This window comes from Exiguobacterium sp. s39 (assembly GCF_018618925.1).
In the GTDB taxonomy this organism is placed as follows: Bacteria; Bacillota; Bacilli; order Exiguobacteriales; family Exiguobacteriaceae; genus Exiguobacterium_A; species Exiguobacterium_A abrahamii.
In genome coordinates this window covers 225,374-237,983 of the sequence record NZ_JACSNA010000002.1, presented here as the reverse complement: position 1 = coordinate 237,983, position 12,610 = coordinate 225,374, and the positions used below count along the sequence as shown (strand labels likewise).

Below are 12,610 nucleotides of genomic sequence, written 5' to 3'. Positions count from 1 at the left end.
TCTTCCTTCGATTCTGTCTTTAGTCGTTCAACTGCAAAATCTCTTTGATCTTCTTAAAGGTTTCGATGAACTGGATGATTTCTTCTTCCTCGACCTTTCCTTCAATCAAATTTTCAAGATACGTATAGATTTCTTGCTCCGCTTCAGTTGCCACTAACCGACCTGATTCCGTCAGTGAGATATACTTCGTCCGGTGGTCGTCTTCTCGTCGTTCGACGATGACGAGACCTTTTTCCGTCAACTTTTTCAGCCGATTCGATATGGCACTTTTGTGAACACCCTGCACTGCCGCGAGACGCCCAGACGAAATCGGTCCATATTTTCCGACGAGCTTCAACACATGAAGTTGTTCCGGTGAATACATTTGCCAAACGGGTGCTTCGACCGACTTCAACACGCGTTCTGTTCCGTGGATCATGACTTCTTCAAACAGGAGGACTGCTTCACGTAAATTGTCTTTCATTTTTAGTTTACCCCCTAAACTTATGAAGTTAGTTTAGCCCCTCAACTAGAAGTTTGTCAACTCTAAACTGTCACAACTTACCGATGCAGAACATGACCAATTTCTGTATGATAAAGGAAGAGAGGAGCATGCTTATGTTGACTTTGTTTTGGATTGCGTTAGTTATCTGTCTAGTAGGTCTTGTCTTTACGTTACGGATTGCCAAGCAACCAGCAGAAGAAAAGTATGACCACAAAACTTCGGCCAAAAACATGTCTTGGATGTATTTCATTTTTCTTCCGATCATTTTGATTTTATTAGGCATCTTCTATTATTTTTTAACATGACATAAAACAGCACACATCAACCGATGTGTGCTGTTTTATATCACTTCAAGGTTTTCGGACGGACGATATAGATATCGCATTTTGCATAACGGGAGATGTTTTCAGAGACACTCCCGATCATGATGCGTTCCATCGCATTCATCCCGACCGCCCCACAGACGATCAACCCAGCACCGACACGTGGTGCGATGACCTTCGGAATCAATGTTTTTGGAGAGCCATTTTCGATGACCAGTTCAACTGTCTCGACGCCTGCTTCTCGTGCCCGCTTCTCGTAACGATCGAGCAGTCCTTGTGCATATTCCGTGACGTTTTGATCAATGAAACGCTTATTGGCACGTACATTAGCAAATGTCTGAATATCGATGACATGGGCGATGACGAGTTTGGCATGATCGAGTTTGGCGAATTTCACTGCCTTTTCAAAGGCAAGATCTGCCGTCTTTGATCCATCGACTGCCACTAAAATCGTATGATACTGGCTCTCCATCAAGAATCATCCTTTCTGCACGACTCTCTTACAGCATCCGGTCATTTTCATTTTCGAGGGCGCGGTTTTCGTGATCGAGTTTTCGTTCTGCCTCGATCCCTTCTGGTTCTGTCTCCAAAATACTTTTTGGTTCCGGTGCAGGACGTGCTGCTCCTGCTTCGTCTGCTAACAGGACATACTCACCTTGCTGGACACGTAAGACATGTTGACGAATATCCGACTCCGGTAATCCGAGTTCCGTGAAGGCGGTTTGAATTTCCTCAGTCGAAGCCGGTTTGCCTGTAAATCGCTCAAATAGCGTCCGTTTTCCAGAGACGAGTTGCGCTGCTGATTGCCCGCGTAACATCGCCATATCGGTTTTGTCTTGCAACACGACATACAAATCTTCTTCTAGATAACCAGCAAAGTGTAGATCCTCAATTTTTCGAATCAAATCCGTCTCATTTTGATAGACACCAATCCATTGTTTTTTTCCCATGACACACGTCTCCCCCTTTTATAGCAACTATATGAGATATACCCCAAATTCATCTAAAACATGACTAGGATGAAGAAGACTTCGGCGATTGCTGTCGAAAAAGACGTTGCCGTTTATAGAAGACGTAATAGCACAAGAGTAAAACACATACGATTCCGACCCCTGTTACGATTTGTTGCAGAAGAAAGAGGCGATCGTTAAAGTACAATCCAATCAAATACCAGACGAGCGCGAGACCGAATACCCAATCGGAATGAATGACGACAAACAATAGTCCTCCGATAATCGCTACGATGAGTGCAATCGTACTCCATTGCTGTTCGGAAAGACCAAATAGCGAAGTGAACTGAAAATCCGATAAGATCCGAAATGGTAAAATTAACAGCATCGTGCTCATCCAGGCAAGTAATACTGAAAATGGGGAGCGCATCCAAGGCGAGCGCCGAGGATGATACTGAATTTTCATATAGACTAAACAAAGACTGATGAATGAAATCGTAGTCCAGACGAGTTCCCAAGGTGGTCCGGTCATACTACTGACGCCAAGTGTCAGGAGCGATAACGCGAGCCATCCCCCGATGTCTTCAATCAGTTCTCGATCCGCTGGAAAAGCTCGAACCGGTCGAATACACCAAATTAACAACGTCGTGAACACGACACCTGTAATCGCATCAAAAAAAGGTGCTGGAACAAGAGGCAACGCAGGAAGGGTGACCGGATTTGACCAAACGACGCGCGCTAGCAATGCAAAGAGGAATGCTCCTATATTCATGAGGCGTAAAAATGTTAAATACTGCACGTCCCTCTTCACCTCCTCGTTCATTCTGTTATTCAATTCCCCTTGCAAGAGGCAGAAAAACAAAAATGTCGCTTTGTTCTGTTGCCAAATTCCGGTACGATGAAAAGAAAAGGAGGAACGCGAATGGACGCATTTTTATTGCCCTATCAATACAACTTCATTCGGAATCAAGTCGACCTACTGCAACATCAATTCGCTGCCGTTCATGATCCCGATGTTCGTGATGCTGTCCGGTATAGTGCTGCTGAAAAAATATTCGATCTATTGCCCGTACTTACACCAGAACAGGAAGCGCTGTTGACGAACATTCGTGACGCTGAATCCGAACAAGATCTCCTCGCGTATTTAGCACACGTCGAACCATTCGTCCAACCGTTTCCGAGCATTTCTGAATCACGCATCCGTCAGCTCTTCAAAAAAACGAAAAAGTTACATGTTCCGCCACTTCACTCCTTTGAATGGGTTCACACGACGTTTTTAAGCTGGAACGATACCGGAAATCGAAAAAAATACTTCGTCTATCCTTTGGACGGTCAATGGATCGGCGTCGAGGGAACCTATCTGCCATCGATCCAAAAAGGGATCTGTGCGATTTGCCATACGTATAGTGACATCACGCTCGTAACCGCAACGACACGTCGTTCAGCTGAACAGCATCAGACGATTGGTCATCATATGTGTATCGACAGCGATGCATGTAATCAAGCTGTGACGAATCCAGAAGTCATTGAAACGTTCTTAGCACGCACGCAAAAGAAATGATCGGCATCAAAAAAACACGTTCGTATGACTGATCCGATGAGGTTCAGTATACGAGCGTGTTTTTGCATGTGACGGCGTTCAGGTGTTCGTTATCGCTGGATCATGTAAGCAAAATTGATTCTTCCCGCGACGTTTTGCCTCATACATCGCTAGGTCTGCTTGCTCGATCAAGTCTGATCGAGAGGCTGCATGCGCAGGATAGATCGCTCCACCAATGCTCGCTGTTACGGGAAGTGGAATGATGCCATGGTGAAACGGCTGTTGGAACAAGGAAACGAGATGTTCTCCACACTGCACCACTTCTGCTTCTTGTTCAACGTCAAACAATAAGACGACGAACTCATCTCCGCCTTGTCTTGAAATGACTGTATTGGGCGGCAGTTTCTTTTGTAAGCGTGTCGTGACATCGACGATGAGTTGATCTCCGACACGATGTCCATACGTATCGTTAATCTCTTTGAAGTGATCGATGTCAATAAAGAACAACCCAACCTGCCCGTCAGTCGCTTCCGCTCGGTACAAGGCGTCTTGGAACAGTCGCGCAAACAGATATCGATTCGGTAACCCTGTTAAGGCATCGTGATATGCCATGTGTCGCATCTCCTCCATGGCAGTTGCTAATGCTTCCGTTCGCTCTTCCACCTTCGCTTCGAGATTTTCGCGCAACCGTTGATTGTCAACAACAATCCGGATTTGACGGGAAATCAACAACGGAATCGCAATCATTAACCCAATCGTCAAACCGTTCCAACTAATCGTTTGTCGTGCCATCGTCACGAATAGAATCAATAAGAATAAGTAAGGAGTGATCAAACGTAAGACATCGATCCATCTCCGTGTGACGTCAAGAGGAACGAGCGCTTCTTCAGCATCAAAGCGATACGCGGCAAGCCCGACAATCAGGACAGTCGCTAACCATAACGGATCGAGCCAACTCGAAGGAAATGGATAATCAAATCGTTCGAGTACCACGTATAATAGATCAGCGAGTAACTGAAAATGAAATGCGAGTAGAATCAATAATAACGAGCCGCCATTGCCACGCTTCATCAAACCAAAGAATAAGACAATCATTCCGCCGAGCAACAATAAATCACCGATCGGATAACGAAGCCATAAAAGCGTTTCAATCGTCAACAAGGCATTTGCTTCTAAATAAGGCGTCACTAAGTAGTGCCACGAAAGAGATCCTGCAACGACTAAAATGATGAACTCATCGAACAAAAAGACCCGCAAATTGACTTCTTGTCGTCGATTACGCAGGAAATAACCGAAAGCAATGATATAGATCAAGATTTGAAGACTGAAGATGAAGTCGATCCAATCAAACGGTTCCGTTCGTGTACGTCCTTGCAGGAAGTATAGGAGCTGTCCATATTCGCCGATACCAAGCATCGCATTAGCGAATAATAATAGAAGAAATAAGCGGTAAGTAAAAGGGCGTCTTGCCTGGCGTCGCTGTGCCCGCCAAATCAAATAGAGGGAGATCGTTACACCACCGATCGTGAACAGGCTGTTAACGACTTGTCCAATTGCCGTATCCGTGCCCACATACGTCACCCAGCCGATATGAAACAGTAACCAGCCTATAACGATTCCCAGCCATTTCTCATACATGACGATTCCCCCTTTCCTTTTTTAACCATAGTTCGTTTGTCCTATAGGTATATCGGTTCAGGATTGCTGTTTATTCACTCTTTTTTTATTTTATTGAAATCTTTTTTTCGCACGATTACTCATTTTAAAAACAACCAAAAACCGTGTTCACACCTAAGCGGTCTGAACACGGTTTAACTGGAACGTATCACGTTTTCTTTAACTAGAACGTCGATTCTTTTCTGTCGACTCAATGGATTCACTTAGACTGAGCGGTAACACGATGATGAATCGACTACCTTTGCCGACTTCAGATTCGACATGGATGATGCCTTCGTGTTCTTTGACGATTTCCTTACAAATCGATAAACCGAGTCCCGTTCCACCGATTCGACGTGTATCCGAGTTATCGACACGATAGAATTTATCAAACAAGTGAGCAAAGGCATGATGCGGAATCCCAATTCCTTCATCCTTCACTTCAATGATGGCTTGATCGTCTTTCGTATCAATCCAGACATCTATGCGCCCACCATCTGGAGAATACTTGATCGCATTGTTGATCAAGTTACTCATTAATTGTTTAATCCGGTCTTCATCTCCTAAAATGAATGGACGATCCGGGCTGAGCAACTGCAAATGGAGATCGTGCTGTTCACTTGAAGCGTCATACAAGGACATCACTTGTTCAGTTAGGGTAAACAAATCGAGATGTGCCATTTGGTACAACTGTCCACCTGACTGCATTCGCTGAACGTCTAAGAAGTCCGTGACGAGGTTCGATAACCGTTCCGTCTCGTTATGGATCGTCGCTAGATATTTCTGCTGTTTTGAGTCATCGATCTTTCGATTCAGCATCAACTCTGTAAAACCATAAATAGATGAGAGTGGTGTTCGTAACTCATGCGATACGGTCGAGACGAGTTCTGTTTTGAGACGATCGGCTTCTGTTTCCCGGGTAATATCCCGTAAGACGAGGATGATTCCCTTCCATCCTCCGACAACATCAATACGTTCCGCGTAGACTTCGAGATGAGCGGTGTTGTTTCGAATATCAAATCGGACCTTGTCCGGTGAAATCTCACCGGAACGAATCAAATCTAGATACGTATTAAAGGCTTCGACGTCATCCACCAACTGACGCATTACATTGATGACGTACTCACTCGACGGTAACGTTCGATCTACCGTAAATTCCGATTGTAGTTCTGGAATCAACTCAAACAACGGACGGTTGACGTATAATTCTCCATTTCCATCCTCAAGATAAATGATTGCTTCTCGGATCGAGTCCAACACTTGCTCGGTCTTTTCTTTTTCTTGACGCATCCCTTCGTAAGAACGCGTTCGTAGGAGCGATAACGTCATCTGTTGCGCGAACTCGCGAATATCCGTTAACTGCTGTCCTTTATAGGCAGATTTATAACGAACCAGATAGATGGCTGCAATCAATTCATGCGTTTCTGGATCTTCGATAGGAATCGTCACTTCATACGTGCTAAATGAATATGGATAGTCTTTTTGACGCGTCACCCGTTTTTCCGATTGGACGAATTCCATCTCCCGAACCGATCGATTGATGACGGACATCTCATCTTTCAAAAGAACTTTTAAATAATCCATCGTCATCCCATTCGTCGTCGCACCCATGAACTGTCCTTCTTCATAGAGCAATAGGGCACCGTACTCCGAAGAGGTGATATCGATCATCTTTTGAACGATTGCCGGGTACGATTCGACGGTTTCACGAACAGCAAGCGCCTCGGTCAATTCGCTACGCAATCGGAGCTTTTCCTCATTCTTTTTCGTTGTTTGATACGCTTCTTCGAGTTCTTCTTGTTGCGCTTGCAGTTCTTCTTGTTGCGCGAGCAACTCTTCACTTTGCGCCTGCAACTCTTCGTTTTTGCCTTGCATCGCATCCGTATGGGCATTTGTCGTCACGACCATTCGATTAAAGGCTGCGCGCAACAATCCGATTTCGTCTGGTCGCTGCTCGGCAGCTTTATCAATCTTAATCGGTTCTTTCCGAGCGAGCTTCTGATTATCATCGATTAAGCGTAGTAATTGTCGTGTCATCCGGCGAAGGAACGGGTGCACGAATAAGAGGATGAAGGCAATGAGCACAACAATACTGGAGATCCAAATCCATTGTGATTTTGCGACCTCACTCCGAAGTTCACCGACAGCCGTTTCTTGTTGTTGGCTGAGATTCGTCCGGTATTCCTCAAGTGCTGCAGATGCTTTTTCAATATCTGGCGTAATATCAATCGAACCATCGGCAGTTGGCTTTAATCGCCCTTGATCAACAAGACGCTCGGCAATCGGCAAAGAAAACAGACTATCCCCCTGTAAGAAGTCCTCATTGATCCGATTCGCCTTTTTTTCATTGACGTAAGACTGGGTCAACGGGAACAAGGCATCATAGTATAACTCATATAAATTCGTCATTTGCGCTGCGAATTCTTCTTCTTCATCTGTTTTTGCGTTTCGCATGAACCAATCCGTCTCACTTTTGATATCTGTTCGGAGCGCCTGAATCTCATCAAACCGTTCTTGGTTACCAAAAATGACGAATCCTCGCAATCCAAACTGGACGGTTTGCCAATTGTCCCACAAATCATTGGCCCGGCGATTTTGTTCACTGATCGTCTCGAGATTCTGTTTTGATGTTTCGATTCGTCCTTCCATATAGTCATAGACAAAGAACGAAGTAATCGATACTACGATCAGTACCGCATAAAAAACAGTCAGCAACTGCCGACCGATTCGTCGCCGAATCCAATTCACCATGAATGTATCCTCCTCATCATTCATCGAATGATGCTTTTTCATTTGTTTCTTTAAATATAATAGAAACGCTTTCGAAGCAACAGCTAGGATATACAAAAAAAGACCTTTTCTCGGAATGTACCCGAAAAAAGGTCTTTTTATCCGCTTATTTTTTTGCTTTCTTCACGGTCACAGAAGTCACAGGGCTCACTTGACCACGTGTATTCTTAACGTAGACGGAAAGCTTCGCTTTTGCTTTTTGCTTCGGAATTTTGACAGAATAGTTGCCTTTTGCAGAAACTGTTCCTTTTCCGATGACTTTTTTCTTCGCATCTTTTACATAAACACTCAATTTCTTTTCAGCTGTCCCGGTTACTTTCGTTTGTCCGGCATAGACTGATTTCACTTTGGGTGCTGTTGGTGCTGGTAGGACTTTTACGATCGTCGGTTTACTTGTGCGTTTGGCAATATCCGTCACTGTGACGATCAAGCTTGAACCACCGACTTGTTTTGGTAATTTCGCACTGAAATGACCTTTTGCATCAACTTTTGCTGTGGCGACTTTCTTTTGTTTCGCATCTTTGACAGTAATCGTACCGCCAGCGAGAGCTGTACCTGTCATTTTTGTCGCACCAGCAAGAACCGGTTTGACCTTCGGTGCTTTTGGTGCTTTTCCAGGAAGGACTTCTGTCCGTTCCGACGTGACGTCTAGTCCATTCGCATAGCGAACCGTCAAGACCGTCTTTTGGTTTTGCCGCGGAATCTTGACGCTGTATTTTCCTGCTTGAGCCGTTGTCGTAGCTAGCTTTTTATTCGTCGTCGTTTCTTTACCATTCTTATCTTTCGTTACGAGTGCTGCCCACACTTCAACTTTCGTTCCTGTCTTGACTGTTCCAGAGACAAACAATTGGTTATCATAGACGTCATTGACATTCCCGTTCAAGTTCAACTGAGAAATCGCGCGTGGAATACTGACTTTTCCGTATCCAGAGACTGGGCTGACGTAAGCTGGGAATTCAGGTTCCATCTTTTCCCCGTCTTCATCTTCTTCAAAGTCGAACCAGTCGTTTGGATTTTCAAACGCAAGCGGCTCTGCACTCTTACGCAAGATCTGTTCGATTTGTGTTGGTGTCAGTTTCGGGTTCAGTGACTTCAAGATTCCCGCTACTGCTGCAACGTGTGGTGAAGCCATACTTGTTCCATCCATGTATACCGTGTTACCGTCTGGAATCAAACTAGCGACTTTCGATCCTGGTGCTACGACATCAAGTCCAACACCATAGTTCGAATAATCAGCGACCATTCCGAGTGGGTTCGTCGCTCCAACAGAAATCGCATATTCCGAGTTCGCTGGGTAACCGACCATCATGTCATAGTCGTTTCCTGAAGCCGCAACGACCGTAACACCATGATCTGCTGCATATTTCATCATATACGCCATCGTCCGGCTCTCACCACCACCAAGACTCATGTTGATGACTTTGGCGCCATGATCGACTGCATATTTAATCCCGAGTGCGATCGCGTCTGTTTCTCCTTCGCCGTTTGCATTCAAGACTTTAACCGGTAGGATTTGTGCTGATTGATGAATCCCTTGGATCCCGTAATCGTTGTTCATCGTTGCTGCGATGACGCCTGCCACGTGTGTTCCGTGACCGTTATCATCGATCGCATCCCCGTCTCCATTAACAGAAACGTAGTTCTTTTCATTTGCGATATCAACTTTTCCTTGTAAGTCCTTTAAGCGATAATCGACACCTGTATCGATGACTGCAATCTTCACAGGCGCTAACTTCTTCGAACCGAAACGTTGTTGGAACGCTTCAAAACCGATTCCAACGTTATCAAATTGCTCAAAGACAGTCTTTTTGTTGACGGCCCATTGATAATCAAAGTTGATGTCCTTCGTTGCGCGGTACGTCTGAACTTTTTCAACATACTCGACAGCTGACGAACGGTTGAGTGATTGTTTTAACGCGGTTGCCGATTGTCCTTTGACAGTCGGATCTTCTGTTACGATGACGAAGTCTCCTGCATTACCAAGAGATAAACGTTCCACGTCCGTTGCCTGAACACCCGCAATCTTCATCGAACGATTCATTTTACCTGGTTTTAATTTAACGATGTAACGTGTCGCTTCTTTTGATTGAATGTTCATACCCATTGACTTGAATGTCTCGCTTAACGAACTACCACTTAATGTAGAGACATCCATTTTGTTGGCATATCCATCAATCTCTTCCGCAATCACAGCAGGAGATGCGTCACGTGATAATTTGTAGAGACGATCGACAGCTTGTTGATCGGCTTTCGTCAACGTGTACGATGTTCCACGTACGAGTGATTCCATCGCTGGCTTCAATGTTTTTAAATCTTCATATGCTTGTTGACGCTTCTCTTTATTGAATAAAAGCGTTTTGACGACGTAAGGAGACGCTTTGTAGTAAAGCGATGTCAAAGCACGTCCTGCATCCGATTGGCTCAACACTTGCTTTTGGATCGAGTGCATGAGTGCAAGCATCGGCTTTTCTTCTTTTGTTTGCTTGAGTGCTTCTTCTGCCATACAGCTGATGTCATTGATCGGCTCGTACTCGACAGGTAGTTTGACATTGTTATACGTCAATTTGACATGAGCGGCTTTCGTCGTCTTACCTTCTTCGATGTTCGGGTAATATTCGACTTTGACATAATACGGTCCATCCCATGCATATGGAACAGCTAATTTCGTCAGATTTTTTTCATCTGGCTCCGCTTCTGTCCGGTAACGATCAAACGTATCGTCTTCCGCAGCCATCGCTTCACTCGGATACGCTGTTACTTGAACAGGTTGATCCGTATCGATCGATAGTTCGAAGTGAGACGCGTTCTTCTCTACACCCGCTTCATGATTGACGCGGTACCAATATGTATTTTTTTCTTCCGTTCCCGTTTCAAGCGTCGTCTCTTGTCCTACTTTCAAGAGCGTTGCTTTAGCAAGGGCTGTTTCCGCCTTTGCTGTCGTAGGTCCTACTCCAAGCGTCAAAATCAGACAGCTCAGCATGACCCAAATCATCAGTTTCTTCACACATGTTCCTCCTTCAAGATGGATGTACTTTATCTTGATTATAAACAGGATATGGATAAAATGGATATTTATTTTATGGATGTATCTTACAATTTTGAAAGGAAAGGCATCCTATGCATATGAGCATCGGATGCCTTTTAATGATTATTTAAAATCTGCTAGATATTCACCGTATCCTTCTTGTTTCAAGTCCTCTTTCGGAATAAAACGTAAAGCGGCTGAGTTCATACAATACCGAAGCCCCGTTGGCTCTGGACCATCCGAGAAGACATGTCCAAGATGGGCATTTCCATGTCGACTCCGGACTTCCATCCGTTTCATGCCGATTGAAAAATCACTTTTCTCAATGATATTACCTGGCTCAAGTGGTTTCGTGAAACTTGGCCATCCTGTCTTCGAATCATATTTATCGTTTGATGAAAACAATGGTTCGCCAGAAATCAGATCGACATAGATACCATCTGCTTTCAAATCGTGATACGGATTATCAAACGCCGGCTCCGTCCCATCTTCTTGTGTCACCTTGTACTGGATGTCGGTTAATTTCTTTTTGATTTCTGCGTCTGATAATTTTGGATAGGTTGGAAGATCAAGTTTGGGTTGATCGTTCCAGTAACGGTTGATGAAGTCGTCGCGTCCAGAAGCTGCTCGGTAAAATTTATATTTCTTCTCACTCTTCAAATAGTAGTCTTGATGATACGCTTCCGCTTCATAAAAAGGACCTGCCGCAATCAACGGTGTGACGATGTTATCATCGAAGACTTGTTGCTTCTCTAAATCTTGTTTCGATTGCGCTGCGATTTCTTTTTGTTTCTCATTCGTATAGAAAATCGCCGTCGTATAAGACTCACCACGGTCGACGAATTGACCATCTGCATCCGTCGGATCAATCTGGCGCCAGTAGACATCTAACAATTGCTTGTACGAGATGACGTTCGGATCAAATGTGATCAATACAGCTTCCCGATGACCTGTCGTCTCCGCTGACACTTGGTTATACGTCGGATTTTCAACATCACCGCCTGTATAACCAGAAATGACGGACTTGACTCCTTTTAACTCTTCGAACGGGGGTTCCATACACCAGAAGCATCCGCCAGCTAAAATCGCTGTTTCTTCCGGTTGATAACTTAATTTTTTACTGCCGCTTGATTTTGCCTGCTGTTGCTGGAACACGAAGTATCCCCCGACCATGATGACGATGAGACCGATGACTGATACAATCGTCCACATTCGTTTCTTCATCTCCCTTCGCCTCCTTTATTTAGCTTACGTCGCATGACGTCTATTGGATGTTCTTTTATTTAACTGTACCGCGCTCATGCCGTCTTGTCGTAGCATGTGCTCAAACGGAGCACATTGGACCTTCCGGATTAAAGAAGTTCAATCAGGGAATAGACTATATATCAAAAAACACCAGGAGGGGTATTTATGTTTGATTACACTGTAACGTCACATCACGATTTGGATCACGTCATGTCTCAACTGAAGCAAGCTCTCTCAGAGGCATCGTTCGGTGTCTTATGGGAGTTTGATTTAGCAAACAAATTCGAAGAAAAAGAGCTCTCTTTTAATGAAAGTTATCATATTTTAGAGGTATGCCAACCCAAAGAGGCGCACCGCGTCGTTTCTCATGACTTACGGGCCGGTTACTTTCTTCCATGTAAAATCGTCGTCTATACCGAAAAAGGACAAACGAAAGTCGGAATGCCAAAACCAACTGCCTTGATGGACTTAGCAGACGAGGCAGCACTTCAAACTGTCGCCAAAGAAGTCGAACATACGTTACGACACGTAATCGATCAAGCTACACAATAACAAAACGCTCTACCTGTACATTGTTTCGTAAAGGAAACATCATAC

The 12,610-nt window shown here is 44.5% G+C and carries 11 protein-coding genes; 3 read left to right on the top strand and 8 right to left on the bottom strand.

Features of this window, described 5'->3' with window-relative positions; genetic code table 11:
* Positions 1–19: 19 nt before the first annotated feature.
* Positions 20–463, bottom strand: coding sequence for a MarR family transcriptional regulator (locus KNQ11_RS12700; protein WP_029343331.1), 444 nt, complete (start codon positions 461–463; stop codon positions 20–22).
* Between the two features lie 128 nt (positions 464–591).
* On the opposite strand from KNQ11_RS12700, the gene KNQ11_RS12695 reads away from it, so the two are divergent.
* On the top strand, positions 592–789 hold the full coding sequence (locus tag KNQ11_RS12695) for a hypothetical protein (protein ID WP_023466956.1): 198 nt from the start codon (positions 592–594) through the stop codon (positions 787–789).
* 40 nt (positions 790–829) lie between these two features.
* Here KNQ11_RS12695 and KNQ11_RS12690 read toward each other — a convergent pair whose 3' ends face one another.
* From KNQ11_RS12690 to KNQ11_RS12680, 3 genes are all read right to left on the bottom strand, one after another.
* Positions 830–1,279: a universal stress protein gene (locus KNQ11_RS12690; protein ID WP_023466954.1), complete on the bottom strand. Its 450-nt coding sequence runs from the start codon at positions 1,277–1,279 to the stop codon at positions 830–832.
* A 28-nt stretch (positions 1,280–1,307) separates the two neighbouring features.
* On the bottom strand, positions 1,308–1,757 hold the full coding sequence (locus tag KNQ11_RS12685; protein WP_214772135.1) for a general stress protein: 450 nt from the start codon (positions 1,755–1,757) through the stop codon (positions 1,308–1,310).
* 64 nt (positions 1,758–1,821) lie between these two features.
* Positions 1,822–2,529: a hypothetical protein gene (locus KNQ11_RS12680; RefSeq protein WP_214772133.1), complete on the bottom strand. Its 708-nt coding sequence runs from the start codon at positions 2,527–2,529 to the stop codon at positions 1,822–1,824.
* Positions 2,530–2,679: 150 nt separating this feature from the next.
* Here KNQ11_RS12680 and KNQ11_RS12675 point away from each other — a divergent pair, with 150 nt between their 5' ends.
* Positions 2,680–3,318, top strand: a complete 639-nt coding sequence (locus KNQ11_RS12675; RefSeq protein ID WP_064300586.1) for a FusB/FusC family EF-G-binding protein — start codon at positions 2,680–2,682, stop codon at positions 3,316–3,318.
* Between the two features lie 78 nt (positions 3,319–3,396).
* Here KNQ11_RS12675 and KNQ11_RS12670 read toward each other — a convergent pair whose 3' ends face one another.
* The 4 genes from KNQ11_RS12670 to msrB all read right to left on the bottom strand — a co-directional run bounded on the left by KNQ11_RS12670 (position 3,397) and on the right by msrB (position 11,992).
* On the bottom strand, positions 3,397–4,935 hold the full coding sequence (locus KNQ11_RS12670) for a GGDEF domain-containing protein (RefSeq protein WP_214772131.1): 1,539 nt from the start codon (positions 4,933–4,935) through the stop codon (positions 3,397–3,399).
* 198 nt (positions 4,936–5,133) lie between these two features.
* On the bottom strand, positions 5,134–7,704 hold the full coding sequence (locus KNQ11_RS12665) for a HAMP domain-containing sensor histidine kinase (protein WP_082874248.1): 2,571 nt from the start codon (positions 7,702–7,704) through the stop codon (positions 5,134–5,136).
* Between the two features lie 145 nt (positions 7,705–7,849).
* Positions 7,850–10,747, bottom strand: a complete 2,898-nt coding sequence (locus KNQ11_RS12660) for a S8 family peptidase (RefSeq protein ID WP_214772129.1) — start codon at positions 10,745–10,747, stop codon at positions 7,850–7,852.
* 144 nt (positions 10,748–10,891) lie between these two features.
* Complete coding sequence (gene msrB / locus KNQ11_RS12655; RefSeq protein WP_214772127.1) at positions 10,892–11,992, bottom strand: peptide-methionine (R)-S-oxide reductase MsrB; 1,101 nt, start codon at positions 11,990–11,992, stop codon at positions 10,892–10,894.
* Positions 11,993–12,178: 186 nt separating this feature from the next.
* Between msrB and KNQ11_RS12650 the strand changes: the two genes are divergently transcribed.
* Positions 12,179–12,565, top strand: coding sequence for a DUF302 domain-containing protein (locus KNQ11_RS12650; RefSeq protein WP_064300582.1), 387 nt, complete (start codon positions 12,179–12,181; stop codon positions 12,563–12,565).
* Positions 12,566–12,610: the final 45 nt, after the last annotated feature.